Source organism: Ktedonospora formicarum, assembly GCF_016587355.1.
GTDB lineage: Bacteria > Chloroflexota > Ktedonobacteria > Ktedonobacterales > Ktedonobacteraceae > Ktedonobacter > Ktedonobacter formicarum.
Genome location: NZ_BNJF01000009.1, coordinates 147713 through 164300 on the forward strand (window position 1 = coordinate 147713; position 16588 = coordinate 164300).

11 protein-coding genes and 2 pseudogenes are annotated in these 16588 nt (G+C 52.7%); 6 read left to right on the forward strand and 7 right to left on the reverse strand.

Annotated elements, in window-relative coordinates:
* Positions 1-341 precede the first annotated feature (341 nt).
* From K3T82_RS43655 to K3T82_RS43675, 5 genes are all read left to right on the forward strand, one after another.
* Entirely contained in the window at positions 342-3539 is a 3198-nt protein-coding gene (locus K3T82_RS43655) for a winged helix-turn-helix domain-containing protein (RefSeq protein WP_220199729.1), read from the forward strand.
* Between the two features lie 44 nt (positions 3540-3583).
* Positions 3584-3874, forward strand: coding sequence for a hypothetical protein (locus tag K3T82_RS43660; RefSeq protein ID WP_307811394.1), 291 nt, complete (start codon positions 3584-3586; stop codon positions 3872-3874).
* Positions 3875-3956: 82 nt separating this feature from the next.
* A complete protein-coding gene (locus K3T82_RS43665) occupies positions 3957-4784 on the forward strand; it encodes an SDR family NAD(P)-dependent oxidoreductase (protein WP_220199730.1) in 828 nt (275 codons plus the stop codon).
* Positions 4785-4973: 189 nt separating this feature from the next.
* Complete coding sequence (locus tag K3T82_RS43670; protein ID WP_220199731.1) at positions 4974-5474, forward strand: hypothetical protein; 501 nt, start codon at positions 4974-4976, stop codon at positions 5472-5474.
* Positions 5475-6052: 578 nt separating this feature from the next.
* Positions 6053-6967 carry an arginase family protein gene (locus K3T82_RS43675; protein WP_220199732.1) on the forward strand — a complete coding sequence of 305 codons (915 nt, stop codon included), beginning with the start codon at positions 6053-6055 and terminating at the stop codon, positions 6965-6967.
* 143 nt (positions 6968-7110) lie between these two features.
* On the opposite strand, the gene K3T82_RS43680 is transcribed toward K3T82_RS43675, so the two are convergent.
* The 4 genes and pseudogenes from K3T82_RS43680 to ltrA form a co-directional block, all read right to left on the reverse strand.
* Positions 7111-7329 carry a hypothetical protein gene (locus K3T82_RS43680; protein ID WP_220199733.1) on the reverse strand — a complete coding sequence of 73 codons (219 nt, stop codon included), beginning with the start codon at positions 7327-7329 and terminating at the stop codon, positions 7111-7113.
* A 676-nt stretch (positions 7330-8005) separates the two neighbouring features.
* Positions 8006-8671, reverse strand: a complete 666-nt coding sequence (locus tag K3T82_RS43685; protein ID WP_220199734.1) for a DNA alkylation repair protein — start codon at positions 8669-8671, stop codon at positions 8006-8008.
* 221 nt (positions 8672-8892) lie between these two features.
* Positions 8893-9399 (reverse strand): annotated as a pseudogene (locus tag K3T82_RS43690) (AAA family ATPase); the annotation flags it as partial.
* A gap of 6 nt (positions 9400-9405) precedes the next feature.
* Positions 9406-11205 carry a group II intron reverse transcriptase/maturase gene (gene ltrA / locus K3T82_RS43695; protein WP_220196912.1) on the reverse strand — a complete coding sequence of 600 codons (1800 nt, stop codon included), beginning with the start codon at positions 11203-11205 and terminating at the stop codon, positions 9406-9408.
* Here ltrA and K3T82_RS43700 point away from each other — a divergent pair.
* Positions 11093-11344 carry a hypothetical protein gene (locus tag K3T82_RS43700; RefSeq protein ID WP_220197514.1) on the forward strand — a complete coding sequence of 84 codons (252 nt, stop codon included), beginning with the start codon at positions 11093-11095 and terminating at the stop codon, positions 11342-11344. The two genes, ltrA and K3T82_RS43700, sit on opposite strands and share 113 nt — an antisense overlap.
* Positions 11345-11786: 442 nt before the next feature.
* On the opposite strand, the pseudogene K3T82_RS43705 reads toward K3T82_RS43700, so the two are convergent.
* From K3T82_RS43705 to K3T82_RS43715, 3 genes and pseudogenes are all read right to left on the reverse strand, one after another.
* Positions 11787-12923: pseudogene (locus K3T82_RS43705) on the reverse strand (nuclease/transposase family protein); the annotation flags it as partial.
* Positions 12924-13444: 521 nt separating this feature from the next.
* Entirely contained in the window at positions 13445-14482 is a 1038-nt protein-coding gene (locus K3T82_RS43710) for a 1-aminocyclopropane-1-carboxylate deaminase/D-cysteine desulfhydrase (RefSeq protein WP_220199735.1), read from the reverse strand.
* A 276-nt stretch (positions 14483-14758) separates the two neighbouring features.
* Positions 14759-16018 carry a WD40 repeat domain-containing protein gene (locus tag K3T82_RS43715; RefSeq protein ID WP_220199736.1) on the reverse strand — a complete coding sequence of 420 codons (1260 nt, stop codon included), beginning with the start codon at positions 16016-16018 and terminating at the stop codon, positions 14759-14761.
* Positions 16019-16588 lie beyond the last annotated feature (570 nt).

Sequence of the window (16588 nt, forward strand, 5' to 3'; positions counted from 1 at the left end):
TCAACCAGTTAAACGCTCTGAAGTGAACGGGCAGGGGACCATCTCTCATGAGGTGGCTCTCCTGCCCGCTCGCGCTTTTGGGCTATGTTTGTCGTTTGATTTGGCCTCACTATGTATTTTCCATTAAATGAAGCTGAGATGTTATAGAAGAGAAGATTAGGGCAATTTCCTCTATGACATGTTTGCTGCTGTAGTGGAGATATTGGCATGCAACTCTAGCAAGAATACATGCATACGAAAAGGAGAGCACTCGCAGGCTTGCAGGCGCATCGTGCTTCTGCTATACTCCCCCCATGTTGGGGAGTTGGGGAGGAGATCCGTTGTGGACATGGAAGGAGTCTATGCCCAAGCTACCAGCTCATGTGCTGCTCTGGTCTGCAGAGCACCAACTCTATCTTTTAGATACTCCAAACCATCCATCGCAGCTCATCATTCCTGAAAACGAGGAAGCGTGGCGCGCCTGGTTAATGACCCATTCCTCCTTTTCCTTCCAAGGCCAACATGGGCACCTGAACGTGCTCAAAGAGTTCCGGGCTCGTGGGACTGGCTACTGGTATGCCTATCGCACCAGCTCTGGCCGGAACAGAAAGCGCTATCTTGGAACAAGTACAACGCTGACACTGGAGCGCTTAGAGGAGATAGCACAGGCGCTGCAGGAAAGCGAACAGAGACCGCTTCCACCACCCACCCACACGTCTTCCCCGCTTCCTTATTTGCAGAGCCAGTCTGCTGAGAAAGACGTTCCTTTCAGCCAGGGAGAACAGGGGCGTATCGACACCGAGGCACGCGTGATGATGGCGATAACCAGGCTTGCTCCTCCCCGTTTGCCAGCCACACTTGTCAACCGGGAACGTCTCCTCTCCATCCTGGAGAGCGCCCTCACTCGCCCGTTGACCATACTGTCTGCCTCCGCAGGCTGGGGAAAGACGACCCTGCTCTCAACATGGGCCCACAGCCATCAAGAGGCCGTAGCCTGGCTCTCGTTGGAACCCTTGGACAATGATCCCATGCGCTTCTGGATCTCGATCATTGCAGCACTTCGTCGATGTCGTCCGGAAATTGGAGCGCGTGCGCTCGCCCTCCTGCACGGTCCTGAGTCGCTTTCTCTGAGTGTAACGACCTTGCTCAATGAACTGGCTGACCAGCATGCTGAAACCACCTCGCCCATCCTGCTGATCCTGGATGACTATCATGTGATCGACGAGTCCATGATTCATGCGTCCCTGACCTTCTGGTTGGAGCACCTGCCTCCATACGTGCATCTCTTGCTTGCTAGTCGGATCGATCCAGACCTCCCCCTCGCCCGCCTTCGTGTGCGTGGCCATCTGGAAGAGATCCGCGATACCGATCTGCGCTTTACGCGGGAAGAAACGCACTCTTTTCTCACCCAACGTGTGGGACTCATTCTCTCAGAGGCCGATATCGCGTTGCTGGAAACGCGCACTGAGGGCTGGATTGCCGGACTCCAACTCGCCGCCCTCGTGCTCAAAAAAAGCCCTGATCCTTCCGTCTATGTGCGAACACTAAGTGGGAGCCAGCGCTTCCTGCTCGATTACCTGCGAGAAGAAATCCTCGCCAGCCTGCCAGCAGAATTGCAAGACTTTTTGTTGCAGACGAGCTGGCTCAATCCTCTCAGTGCCTCGCTTTGCGATGCAGTGAGGGGAAAAGAGGAGAGTGCTCGCCTGCTCGAACAGGTGGAACGAGCTAACCTCTTCCTGCAACCTCTCGATGAGCACAGGCAGTGGTACCGTTATCATGCCCTCTGGGCACAGGCTATGCAGCATGAAGCACATCTTCGCCTGGGAGCAGCCGAGCTTCGTTCACTCAGGAGCAAAGCCAGTGCGTGGTATGAACACCAGCACATGCTCCCAGAAGCCATTGAAGCAGCGCTGGAGTGCGATGAGTTTGCCCGCGCGGCGACCTTGATCGGTCAATTTCTGGTTCCCAACACCTTTCGCAATGAATATCATCTGCTACGCTCCTGGTTGAGGCGCATGCCGGAGAAGGTGCTGCAAGCCCAACCAGACCTCTGTTTTCAGCATGCGCTCGCGCTCATGTTTACCACGGATCGCCGTTCATTGGGCTTGTGGGTTCGTGTCGAGTCATTGCTGCAATGGGCAGAGCGAGGCTTCGAGGCAAGCAGGCAGTGGGAACAACTTGGAGAAGCATTGCAACTGCACACCGACCTGGCCTTCTTTCAAGACGATGCCGAGCGTCTGTTGGCATTGGGACATCAGGCACAATCACTGCTGACAGAGCGAAGTTTTATGTATCCTGATCACCTGCTGTTGAAAGGATTCGAAGCCTTACTTGGAGGTGAGGTCTCTCTCGCCTGGCAGTGCTTTCTCGAAGCGTCCAGGAGATTTAGAAGCCTCAATTCGCTTGCCTCCGCGTTCGCAGCGTCCCTCTGGCTGGGTAGGGTCTGCCTGGAACGAGGAGAGTTGCGCCGGGCAGAATACTACATCCACCAGGCTCTTACCCACCTTGATGAAGATCAGGAGGTTTCCCGCCAGCAATTGCTGCTGGAAACAGGAAGCACAGAGCCGTTCTTCTCTTCCTGGGCGTATCATTGTCTGGCGCAACTTTCGTATGAACGCAATGAACTTTCCAACACTCAGCGGTATCTGTCGGCGGCGCTGGCACTCCGAGACAAGCCAGAGGCAGAGATCCACGTTCTGGCATCGGGCGCACTTATCCAGGCTCGCCTGTTGCAAGCGTGTGGCGAGACCACTCAGGCTCTGGATCTCCTTTTGCGTTGGGAGACACATACTCGCTTCCCCTGGTCTCTGAGAGCGATTCGCACCTGCCGTGCACGATTGCAACTGGCACATCGCGATCTGTCGGCGGTCGAACAATGGGCACAAGAAAAGGAACACACGTTTGATCCCCGTACGCTCAACCAGGAGCAAGGCCTGCCACTGTTGCAACAACAAGAGGAAGCACTGCTCCTCGCGCGTTTGCACCTTGCGCAACAGAAAGGGGAAACCGTATTGAACGAGTTGATCCCCTGGAAAGAGCAAGCCCGGGCTCAAGGGCGCAGACGCAGCGTGCTGGAAATCCAGCTTCTGGAGGCTCTGGCCCACGTTGCCTGCCACAAACCTGTACAGGCCAAAGGCTCTCTTACAGAGGCGTTGAGGCTGGCGCAACCTGAAAATTTTCAGCGTGTCTTTCTCGATGAAGGCCCAGCGATGCACTCCCTGCTCAAAACAGTGCTGCCAGAACTCCGTGAGGCATCCCTGATCGCCTTTGTACGAACCCTCCTGCGCGCCTTTGTCCAGGAGCCTGGTACCCGATCTGCCGAAGAGACTGCTCCTCTTCGAGGGGAGTCGCTGTCCCTGGAACCACTGAGCGATCAGGAACAACGAGTCTTCCATTTGCTGGTCGCTGGGCGCTCCAACCCAGAGATTGCGCGTGAATTGGTGATCTCAGTCAATACCGTGAAAACGCATGTCCAGAATCTCTATCGCAAGCTGGGTGTTCGTAACCGAATCGAAGCCAGCGAGGTCGCGCGGCGCTGGTCTCTGCTCTCCTCTTCCTGATCCTCTCGCCATTTCCCCTCACCCACGCAGAATCATTCCATAAGGTGAGGGCAACTCACCCCTTTGTGCTCTATACTCCAAGCATCCACGCACGAAGGAAGGAGGCGCTCACGATACGTTATCGCATGTGGATCAAAGGACACCTGGACCCCTCCTGGCAAGAATGGTTCGAAGATCTTCAGATTGCTCCTCATGGTCCTGATACAACTGCGCTGTACGGATCATTGGTTGATCAAGCGGCACTCTACCGGGTGCTCCTTAAAATTCGCAGTCTTGGCCTCGTCTTGCTCTCCCTGGAGGCAGACGAGTTTTCATCAACCCAGGAGGAGCAATGATACTTTCGCGCCATACGAAGACCAAAAAGAGCATCCCTTGAGCATTGGAAGACGTTCTGCTAAAACCACAAGGAGAGTATTGATGTACACTTATGCAGGCAAGATGGCGTTGATTACAGGCGCGTCATCGGGCATTGGAGAAGCCTTCGCTCATGCGTTGGCAGCGCGTGGAATGCATGTCATTCTCGTCGCACGCACCGAAACACACCTCCGCGAACTCGCGCAGAAGCTCACCCACACCTATGGAGTGCGGGCCGAGGTTATTCCCGCTGATTTGAGTCAGGAGTATACTGCATCCGCGATTGCGCACGAAGTGCAGGCACGCGGGCTCGTGGTTGATATGTTGATCAACAATGCGGGTTTTGGCTCCTATGGGCATTTTACAGACGTGGACTCGCAACGGCATCACGCGCAGGTCATGGTCAACGTGGCGAGTGTGGTTGACTTGACCCGTGCCTTTCTCCCTGCCATGACTGCACGCGGTGAGGGGGCTATTATCAACCTCGCCTCCATCTCAGCCTTTGCGTCGATTCCCTATATGGCTGTCTATCCGGCCTCCAAATCCTTCGTCCTCTCGTTCTCAGAGACCTTAGCGGCTGAGTACAAGGACGATGGCGTCCGCGTGATGGCGCTTTGTCCTGGCGAGGTCAAGACAAACTTTATACACGCCTCGGGCAACCCTTCGGCTCCAGGACCGACCATGACAACGGACGAAGTGGTCGCGTTCGCCCTCAAGAATCTGGAACGCGGACGCAGTTTTGCGATTCCTGGGGCGTTTAACGTCATGATGAGCATCATCTGGCGCATGCTGCCGCGCCGTGTCTTCGCGAATGCGGTGATGAAATCGCTGAAATCCAATCCCCCCTCGTTGAGGACAGACAAGAGCAGCAACCATGTCTCTGCCTCGTGATCAGTCAGACTTCAGTCAAAGGGAAGCAAAAGAGGAAGTGCAGCGAGGCGTCAGTGCCTCTGCACTCCTTACTCCTCCCACCGCAGACATGTACCTGGCAAACGAAGTTTAAGAGAGTACGAAGAGGGAAGGAATACGGAGGAGAACAATGTTCGAGAAAAGACACAGGAAAATGGGAGAAAGTAGCGTATGACAGCGTGGGAAAGTTTTTTTGTGACTGCGGGAGGGGCGGCGGCGGTTCTGGCTGGGCTGATTTTTGTCGGCATCTCGATTAATTTACAAAAGTTGCTGGAGAGAACCGTTGTCTCACGAGGAGCCTGGGTGAGCCTGCTGACGTTGATAGAGGTGCTCATCGTCTCCTTATTCATGCTCATCCCTGAGCAGCCGCTGGTGGCGCTAGGGGCCGAAATCGGGGGAATCGGCCTGATCTGTTGGATCGTCATGAGCATTGTGACTATGCATCAGTTCAAGCACGCACATAAGGATGGTTTTTTTGAGGGTCAGACATGGTATGGCGTACTTGGCATGCTTCTGCTGAGTCAACTCATCACAGTGCCATTTATCGTTGGAGGTGTCCTGCTGTTGCTCAATAAAGAGAGCGGGATCTATTGGACCTTGCCCGGGATTTTGTCTGCGTTGCCCTACTCGCTTTATATGGGATGGGTCTTGACGGTTGAGGTGAATCGATAGGATGAGTTCGGTTCAGGCGAGGGCTTTTCCTGGCAAACGTTTCTTTCTCGAACACCAATGTCCACCATGAGAACCACGGGCATGCATCTCAGCAAACGAATCGCTCTGTTTGTTTTGATCAATACAAGTCATTTGCAATGAATGGTGGGGTCTGATCGGGTAGCGTTGTCTCAAAATTTGCAAGTGACTTGCATTAAGAGACCTTTTCCAGTGAAGCCTGTCCACTCCAGAAAGGAAAGAGATGGAGCAGCACTGGCAATATACAACAGTTGGTCCAATGGCTTTCGGGTGGTAGTGTCAGAACTGAGAGCACAGAAACTCATAAGGAGTCCTGAGAATCTGCTCCTTGTGTGTTTCTCACTATGAGGCGACTTGTATGAGCGCTTTCAAGGTAGCAAGACGTCAGAGGAAGGCTTGTCGTTGTTGTATGAGTGAGATAACTGCTTTTATAGGAGAGCGGGAACAGAAATAGTGCCGTCATTCATCGAAGGCAGAACAGAATTGGGCTGCTGATTCGAAGTTTCCGAATAAAAAGGTCAGCACAATATCGACTCATTTCCATTCTCGAAAGGATTTTGATGATGCATAAACCGATTATCGTTCTCGATGCCCCTTCTAATCTTGGTCTTCGCCCACCACAACCTGGAGTCGTACCGGGAGTCTACAAGCTTGCTGGCGCCCTACGCGACCAAGGCCTGCTTGCCCGGCTCGGTGCCCGCGATGCAGGGGTTGTCACTCCTCCCCGCTATCTCCCCGATTGGGATGGCAAAACTGTACGGAACGCTTCGGCTCTTGCCACCTATGCTCAGAGCCTGGCTGATCGGATCCAACCCCATTGTCTGGCAGGGGAATTCCCACTCGTTCTCGGAGGGGATTGCAGCATTCTCCTTGGCCCCATGCTCGCGCTGCGACGCATCGGCCGTTATGGCCTCATCTTCATCGATGGTCACCTCGACTTTCGCCATCCGGGAAATGCTGAGGCTCTTGGAGGAGCAGCAGGAGAAGATTTAGCTCTGGTCACAGGACGGGGAGGATCAACCTTGGCGAATCTGGAGGGATGGGGACCGCTGGTGGTGGACAGCGATGTGGTAGCCATCGGCTTTCGGTCTGATGATGAATATGCGACGGAAGCCCAACAAATTGGCATGACTACCATTAACGCTGCACACTTTCGGCAGAAAGGTCCAGCTCACGTTGCATGTCTGGCGCAAGAAACATTCAAGCAACGCTCCATTGAGGGCTATTGGATTCACCTCGATGCTGATGTCCTTGACCCTGCACTCATGCCAGCAGTGGATACTCCGACCCCAGGAGGGTTGACAATTGAAGAACTGACCCTTCTGCTCAAACTCCTCCTCAGAACCAATTTGGCGATAGGGCTAGAAGTTACCGTTTTTGATCCCGATCTTGATCCTGATGGAAAACTTGCATCATGTTTAGCAGATATCATTATAGCGGCCTTAGGATCGGAAAAATCTCTGGCGACAAATTGAGCGGAAAAGCACCAAACAAAGACTTTCTCGTCCACTCTTGAGACAGGTAGCACACATGAGAAGGACTTGGGAGAAGAGAACGCGGGGCGGCCCCGGAGAGAGCTCTCCGGGGCCGCCCTTGCCTGAAGTGATGTGTGGTGCGATCAGCCACCGTCGCCATCGTGGAAGGCGACGGTGCGTTCCCCCGCCTTGGTGACCACCACCAGGTGGTAGCCAGCGTTCACCTCTCGGAGTGCCCTGTTCGCCGCCTTGACCTTGTTGTCGCTGAATTTGATGTCCAGGGTCTCCTCGTCGCCGAGTGCGTCCCAGACCTGCTTCGCGTACTGCGCGTCCTCGAGCGCCTCTTGTTCCTCAGGGGTCATGGCTCTCCCTTACGGGTCGCGGAAGGGTTCCTGTAACCGCTTCCTGTGCATGGTGCCACCACATCGCGTCAGGGGTTCATGCTCGCGCTTGCTCGCTCGTCGCGTTTGTGGCGGCGTAGAAAGCGGGCAGCGGCGGAGGCTACTGGTTGAACCAGACCAATGTGTTACTAGTCATACTAGCATGTTTTATCGCTAAAAGCTAGTGTGCAATGGGGGAAGCCAGGGCAAATTATATGAGATCTACCTGAAAGGCGAGTGGGCAGGCCACCAGGCGGGTGTCGCTGACTGTGAGGCCAAAAGATATAACCCACCAACGTCAACAGTGTTTGGTTCCGCAAATCAAACTGAGTATGATCGTGGCTATGCATACGGCGAGCATAGAGGGTACGAGGCCGGTTATAAATCTTGCTTCCAATAAGCTGTTAAATCTGGATTAATAATGGTGGCCGACGAACCCAAATGTGTGGTTTGTGCTGCATAAAAAACCTCTGCTGGCTACAAGTGGTAGGATGTGGAAACCATCAAAGAAGGAAGCGTGCCAGGGGAGGTTGCTGATCTCGACGGAGGGGGTCTGTCCAATACGCCGAGATATCATTGCACGATTTTCCTCCGACATGCTCCCCCACATCTCGGTTATAACAGGCAATTGAGCAATTCCAGGAGGAAACGGCTCATATCAATCCTTGTCAGCCCGCGCAAGCAATTCTCTGAGCGCATCCCTGGCTATCCATTGTGCGGCAGGTCCGTCCATACACTGAATCTCGTGAGCACATTCTATGGCAATGGCATAAAGGTGCTTATTTCGTTTGCCTATTTGTCGTAATGCCCAATTGACGGCTTTTTTAACGAAATTTCTCTCATCCCATGCGTACTGCTTGATGAGGGGGAAAAAGGGGATAAAGGCTTCATCAGAGGCTTGTTTATCATGGACTGCCAACTCAGCCATCATGACAAAGCCTGCTCTTCTGACAAATTCTCTCTCCTCATGACACCACTGCGCCGCTTTTTGATACGCATATGGTGTTTTATCGAAGAGATTTCCACACACCTGATCGCAGACATCCCACGCATCAAAATCGTTGGCCCAGCGATCCATGAGTTGGGGAGAAACACGGTGTGGTTCAGCTACCATCGAGGCAAGAATTCGTGCTTCGTGGATACCCGAATCCCAGAGGGCTAATGCTAGCGTCTGATCTTTGCCATGTTCTTTTGCCAGCTTGCGCAAGGTCGGGATGGAAATACCCAGAGCCAGGGCTGGTTGTACGCCAAACTTCGCCATCTTTTGAACGGCTTGCGCGTCCGCCTGCTGTTTTAGAGTTGCGATTATCCGGTCTGCTCGCATAAAAACAAAAGAATCCTCTCTTCATCAAATCGAGGCAGGAGACCCCGCATTCATGCGCGGGGAGGAATGCCGAGTCCTTTTCAGGCGCATGGGTGGTGGGGTCCGCCCTCTCCTTATACAGTAATATAGCAGTCTTTCTGGAAAAGGACGTCATACGCTCAACCATAATAAGGCACCAGATACCTGCTTTCACCCAATCCAATTCTGAAGCTCCCCGTGTGCTAAAACAGCGGGGGTTCCAGGCGTTCGTCCCACGCTTCCCATCTTCCTTGCCGAAGCAGGAAGGCAGGCTCTTGTGGTGGTTCGCCTCGACTTTCGGGCAGACGCGCTCTGGCTCGGGTCAGACCCAAGCTTTGGGGCAGGTCCTGCCCCTCTCTCGCACGTTGGATGAGACACTCGTGTGCTGCCCGCAGGCGCGCTTCCGCACCTTCCCAATACGCACGCGTATCGGGCACACGAGGGAATGGGATCTGCTGGATCAAGATAGGCGGCCAGAAACGCCGAATAGAGATCACGTTGCACGGGACCCACGCCACACTCGCACTGGTGCCATCGTTCAGAGAGCGGCTTCTTGACCTTTGTGCCGCAGCCATGACACCACTGGCTCAGTGCCGTGGTGCGTGTGGGAACTTCCACCAGAGTGCCGCCCGTGCTTGCAACCCCCAGAGGGGCACGGCGGTGCGCCTCAAAAATGCTACAAACATCCCTGGTGCTCGCAGTCCCACGCTATTAACCTAAGCAGAGGAGTCACCTCCTCTGCTCGGCTTCAGAACCGTGCTTGAGATTTTCACCTCACACGGCTCCTCAGTTGTACAGTCATTGTCATTGATGCTCGTCTTTTGCAACCTCGCGTGTCTTTCGTCATGGCAGTGTCGATGAATTGCCATGAGATTGTGCAGTACATCGTTGCTGTGATTGCAATCGATGTGGTCAATTTCTATCAGGTCACCCTCTCGAAATATGAGTTCACACCACCTACATTTGCCCTGTTGTTTTCGTAAGAGCTTTGCGAGTTTGCCTTTTGTCATGGAATGGTTTGCTATTCGCTGGCTCCAATAGACCAAGTTTCCATCGTAAGGGCTTGCTGCTCCTTTGACTTTCACATGCCTTTTGATTACTGTGTCGCGGTGGTTTTTCAGGTTGAGTTCTCCATTCCCAAAGACCCAATGGCGTTCTCCTACTGTTTTCCAGTATTTTTCCGTTCTCCATTGTGTGTTCTTGTGTGGATGCCTGAATTTTGCCCATGAACGCAGTTTTTGGTAGACCAGATGATCGCATTTCTGGTAGGTCTCTTTCGAGACCACCGTTTGATAGTATCTTGACCATCCTACGATTTTAGGATTTAACTCCGCAATAAGCTTCTCTTGTGGTGCTCCTTTCAGTGATCGTACCACTTGTTGAATGTCTCGGAGGTGTCGTTTGACTTTTTCTTTCTCTGGCTTAATAATGGTTTTAAACCCGAGAGGTTTTCCGTGTCCATTCTTCCCCGTGTGCGTTTTCCCTACGGGAAATTGTCGGATGGTGAAGCCCAGAAAGTCAAATCCAGCTGGACCTCCTCGTGCTTTGAGTGTATGGGCGATTTTTGTTTTACTTGGTTTTAGCTCTAACCCTATGGTTTGTAACCACTGTATGGCTAGTGTCTGGGCTTTCTTTACTCCTTCCTCTGTCGGGTGTAACACCACAAAATCATCAGCATATCGGATGACTTGAGGAATACCCTCCTTGGGCTTATATGCGCTTGTTATGGTCGTTTCTAGTCCGTGTAATGCAATATTTGCCAGTAATGGAGAAATTACTCCTCCTTGCGGAGTTCCTGCTTCTGTTTTCACAAACATTTCATTTTCAATCGCACCCGCTTTTAACCATGTTGTGATCGCCTGAGTCAGTTGTGGATAGGTCGTAAGTTTCCTTATCAGTTCTTCATGGTTGATGTTGTCAAAACAACCTGCAATATCAGCATCTAGCACAAATTTTCCTTTGTGTTTGATGCTGATAAAGATTGCATCGATCGCGTCATGGCAGGAACGACCGGGACGAAAACCATAACTATTGATCTCGAACTTGGCCTCCCATTCTGGTTCAAGGGCAAGTTTGACGAGCATTTGTCGCGCTCGCTCCGAGAGAACGGGAATGCCTAATGGCCTTTTCTCTTGCTTTCCCGGTTTCGGAATGTGGATTCTTCGGACGGGGGGCGATTTTTCGGGCCATTGTTGAGGATGGATGTGTTTCACAAGATCAAGTCTTTGTGCCGGTTTGACTGATTTTACTCCGTCAATCCCAGCCGTCTTTTTTCCCTGATTATCCTGCGTCACCTTTCGTACCGCCAGGGTTCGGGCTGCTTCCGACTTGATCAGCAGTTTCTGAAGTTTCTGTACTGCTCTTTGGTTGCCTTGTTGACTCGCTCGGAAAATGCGCTTTTGGATGCGGAAGCAATGTTTCTCTAGCTTGCGCCAGGGAATGCTGCTCCAAGCCTCACTCTCAGGGTCATTGGCCTTCTTTGAGGTTTTGATCCTGGATGCTTTCCTCTCTGCCATCGTACTTGTGCCTTTTCCTTCTGTACTACCGCGCTTACGTCAGCATATCCTGGACGTTACTCCAGGCATTCGCTTTTTAAGCGATCTCGCCAGGAGAGGCATACGGTTGGCACCTGCTCATGGTATCGACCTCCCTTGAGAGCCTTGACCTGGTTATTCCGTTCCTGTTACCTGTTTTGCGCTATCGTAGGTCTGCACTATCCACCGATGAACTCTTTGGGTGATGAGAAGAGCGGCAAAAATCCCTTCTCCAGTTCATGTTCCCTTTTTGGGCAAGCCTCTTATTCTGCGTAGGCTTGGTACAGTTAACGATGGTTCTTTCATGCATTCGTTTCATCCGTCTTGTTAGACGAACTGCTGACCGTAATAGCCTGCTAGAAGAGATCAACAGGGCAGACTCCTGTCTTATCCTCATTTAAACCCGCTTTGGAGATTGATGACCAGTCGCTACTCCAGGGTTTATGCTGTTTCCTCATCACCAGAGGAGAGAGGAATTACACCTCTCATCAGGCAACAAGTTGTCTCGTGTTCGCGAGCTCGTCATCCCTCGATCTTCTCGATTTCGACGAAACGGATCGCACCTTGCCAAACTGCTTTTGCCATGCCTTGTAGGAAATCTTTTCGAGGATGATGGTCTTGCCCAGTGCCAGTACCTCATGGACCTTACGACCATGCAGGCTCTTACGATGCGCCGCCAGCTTGCGCTCCTTGCTCGCCTTGCGTCGTCGGGTGGCCAAAGAGCGCTTGCTCTGTTTCCACTGTCGCTTCTTGGTGCCCTGCTTCCTGATGCGTCCCTTCTCGTCGTAGTGCTCCGGATTACCTGCTCGCCTTTGCCGATCCATCTGCCGTTGCAAGCGACGAATGGCTCTCTCATCAGGAGCCAGTTCCGCGCAGAACACCTGCAGACTGGCCTCCCCCTCCTGGGGAACAAGCGCCAGGGTTGAGGGACCCAGGTCAGCGCCAACGATCCCTTGCCTCACCGTGTGTTTGGGCTTGCGGTGTGGGATGCCCTCCAGGACGAGCTGCACACAGTAGCGGTTGCCCTCTGCATCGGCGCCTGCTGCTCTCTTGCTGCTGGCAGGACGTTGGATGAGGCGGGCGTACTTGATGCGGTGTCTCAGGCCATGAGCCACCACTTCATCCTGCCAATTGATGAGGGCTGGGAGACGGTCCCCGTTCCAGAGCAGGAACCCTGCGTTTCCCTTCTCGGGTGGCTGCAGGACAAAGCGCAGACCAGTGTCATTGCGCTTGTTCTCAATACTGGAGAACCCCCTCCCTCGGCTCTTGAAACGGACCCGCCTGGCGTTGCCGAGGCAGACACGATTGAGGGTACGGTAGGCGCGGCTCGCCAGCGTTTGGGCGAGTACCGCCTCAATGTGCTCGGCGATCCAGCCCACGCGCAAGCCTTTGACCGCTTGATGCAGGGCGGCTTCGGTGAAGCCATGAGCTGTGCGTAAAGCGGAGAAGGCCGCCGCTCGTTCTGCCTTGTGGGTGCGAGAAAGGGAGCGGGCCTCCTGCCAGGCGGGATCAGCCCGCATACGGCGCAGACGTTGTTGTCCCAGGGAGAGGATGGCATTGGAGAGCTGACGGGCCGCTTCCAGATGGGCGCGCAGGCGCTTGGACTGCCCCTGGTTCACCACGAGGGGCAGTCCAAGCAGGAACGTGGGGGTGCGGATGGTGGTCGTTTGTGTGTGGGTGTTTGCAGCCTGACGCTTCATTCTCCCATCTCTCCTGTGCATGGCACTTTGTATCTAGACCAGATGTTCCATAGAATAGCAGCATGGCGACCTCTCGTCAAGTGCCCAAACATCCACCGTTGCGAGGATCCGCCCCTCCCCTCAGCCATTCAAGGAACGGCGATGCATCCCTGCCATCCATGAGCAGGGATGCATCGCTCGCTTTCTTGTAAAATGTGGATAAGAATCAGCCATCAATGAGCAGGGCTTTCTCGCTCGATCTTCTGTAATTGCGCTAGCCACACTCTCAGATACCACACGTCTGAAGGACTGTCTTTTTACTTGCATTTTACGATATGCGAGAATAGGGAAACGTACACTAAGATCGTATTGAATGCCGAAGCGTGGGCAGAGCACACATTTGGGCTGGTGCATTTGCGAGGTATGCGGCAGACGAGGCGAACTCTTCAGGTACGGTGAGAGTGCTTGTACTTTTCTTAATGAGACAGGTGTTTCGCAGGAGACGCAGATCGCATTCCAGGAGATCCAGGCCTTCAGTTTTCCTAGGAGTGTATATCGACACCACGTTTCTTGAGATGTCTACCTAGTTCGTCGGCATAGGCAAAGAGAGCTGGGGCTCCGCCCGAATGTAACAAAAGAATCTGCTGCTCAGCCGACCACCGTCCTGCGGCTTGGTGAGCCAGAAAACCTGCCATCATTTTACCTGAGTAGACGGGATCAAGGAGAATGCCCTCAGTTTGCCCCATCAGCAGAAGAGCATCTAAGCACTCTTCTGTAGGATCGCCATATTCACGACCGATAAACTCATCATGAATCTCAAATTCACCACGTGAGCATCCTGGATCACAATGAAGCAAAGAACAGAGCGCTTTCCACCATGTTTCCAGCTTTTCATAACAGGATGCCCGCTGTTGATTGACACTGATGCCAATAAGAGGACAGGTAATACCTTGTTCTCGTAGAGAGAGAAGTAAGGCTGTAAAGATGCCACCAGTTCCAAAGGGGATATAGATTGCGTCTACCCGGAGCTCTTGTTCTTCCATCTGACGAGCGATCTCAAGCCCACAACGGATATACCCAAGGCAGCTATGCGGAGTTGTTCCACTGACAGGGATGACATAGGGTTTTCTCCCCTGGGCACGTAGTGACTGGCAGACGTTCTGAACATGTGGCTCCAGATCCCAATGATTGAATGTCTCAACGAGATGGACATGGGCACCCATCAAGTAGACCGTCAGGAGATTGCCCTGCAACTGCTGATACTGATCACGGCTCAGAATCACGACGCAATCCATGCCAACCTTGCGAGCGGCCGCCGTCGTTAATCGCGCATGGTTGCTTTGTGAGCTGCCGCAAGTCACAAGAGTGTCAGCACTTTGCGCCAGTGCACGTGCCACTTCGTATTCTAATTTACGTGGCTTGTCTCCCCCAAATGTGAGATCGGTCAAATCGTCCCGTTTGATGTAGAGGCGTGGACCAAGTTTTGCACTCAGCGATGGTAATGCTTGGAGTGGTGTGGGCAAACGCGTCAGAGGAATTCGGGGATAGCTCTCCAGGACCTTTGCAAGAGATTGGTTCATATTTTTTTCCTGTTCTTTGGCACTATCACGTTCTCGATGTGTCTTCTTGTAGTGGTTCTTCTATGGAAGAGGAAATACCCATGAAACCAGCATTATACGGCCCTCATTGTCAGGAGCATGTACACGTGACAATCATCCCTGCAGAAAATGTGGAAACCCACAGGGCAAGACATTATGCCAAGAAACACGTGCCTGCTGGTCTACGACTTGTGGAAACTGATTGGGCCACAAGGATCGAATGTCATATCGCTTCCGAGAGCGTATGTAGCGGAACTCCTACTTGAGTCCCCAGATCATGATGGTGCCGCCAACATCGATGGACGCCAGCAAGCGACTATTGGGGGACCAGGTGATACTGACCACCGTCTTCTGAGTGGGATCCACAAAATGCAAGGCAAAAATTCCTTTGGGAACGTCATATACGCGTACTGTCGGCTCCTTACTTACAAAAGCAACCCATTTGGCATCAGGAGAGCATTGCACTACGGTCGCGCTGAGAGTAGTTTTGGCAGTATTATAGGTGGAGGCTCGTTGTATGGTGCAGTTGGAGGCATTGAAGATCATCATCAGATCAACACTTTCTGTGAAGATGCTCTGATCATTGGCTGACCACGCAATACTGCCCATAGGATTGCTATCTCCAGGGGCGTAGGTCGCCGTACAACGCGTGGTCATGGTAACAACATCGAGTACCCGGAAAACGCCATGAGATCCGAAGGCCACTGCTGATCCATCATGCGACCAGGAAATAGCATTCTGCCGTTGAGCTATTGCAGGTACTATGGTGGTTGTCATGCCACGGCTCACGTTCCACAGCGAGACGCTCTCGCTGGTTGCAGCGATCGTTGTAGAATCTGGCGACCAAGCGATGCTTGTCCCATTAGGGAATTTCGAGAGCTTCCCGTTAAAGGCGAGCAGATGCCCGGTCCCTCCATCAAAGATGCTCACTCCCCAGCCAGAAGGAGCTGTTTGGGTTCCGGTGTTGACAGCGAGAAGCTTCCCATTAGGAGACCAAATGATCTCGACTGGCACTGGTTCAGTGTGCTGATACGCCTTTTGCCAGAGGAGATGCCCAGTCGTGGCATCCCACGTTTGGACGTGGGGGGAAAGATTGAAGTCGACGACGGCGGTGATCTTCTTGCCATCGGGCGACCAGCTCACACGATAAAAGGAAGCATCAGTACGATCAGTTCTCGTTCTCCAGACCAGCGTTCTGCTCTGAGCATTCCACACCTCCAGGACGTTTGGCGTGTCCAAGTTGGAGCCAAAGATGGCGATTTTCGAGCCATCAGGCGACCAGAGGATACCCGTTCCGTCCCCAGTGTTCTGGCTCTGAAAAGAGAGTGGCTTGGGGGATGCCGTTCCTCTTGTATCAGGAGTAGATGGAGAAGTATGGGTTCCCGTTGGCGTCGAAGCGCTTTGAGGGACATTGCTCTTGGTTTCACATGCTGACAGGCACAATACAAGGAGACACATGCCGAGAGACAACAGGGTGCGCCAATGAAGGAAGGACAAAAGGTATTTTTGAATATGCATACAAAGATGAGATTCCTTTCTTGGTGAGAATACATGTGTCATGATGCTCTTTTCGATCACTCCCAGAACGCGAATCGATCGCAGAGGGGGCAACGGGATGAGAGTGTGCGATGTTTCTTGAAGCAAGCCTCACTCTGTGTGAGATAGCAAAAGAGAGCATGTTTTTTCAGTCTCCCCAAGACTAGTGCAGAAAAGGGGAAAAGACCACATCCATAACTCACCAAATACTCATCATCTCCTCACTGATTGCCTGTTTTCCTGTCTTACGATGAAAGGGTTCTGTCTCAAATTTGGTGAATGATGAGCTTATAGTATTGCGCTCTCCCATTGTTTGTGTTCAAGTTTTTGACGGTTAGCAGTCTATTGAAGACCTTATCACCAGGAGTGGGCCAGAACCATATTTCGAGGCATTTACCATGGAGAGAACGGGTAGCACAACGTGCTTATCTAAGAAATGTTGTTTGTGGCAAAGCCTGCAATGAGTTTTTCCTCTTATACAGATTTCAGCTATTCATCTTTGGGCAACCCAAAATACAGTTGATCATCAAAGAGGACCTTATTTCATCCATG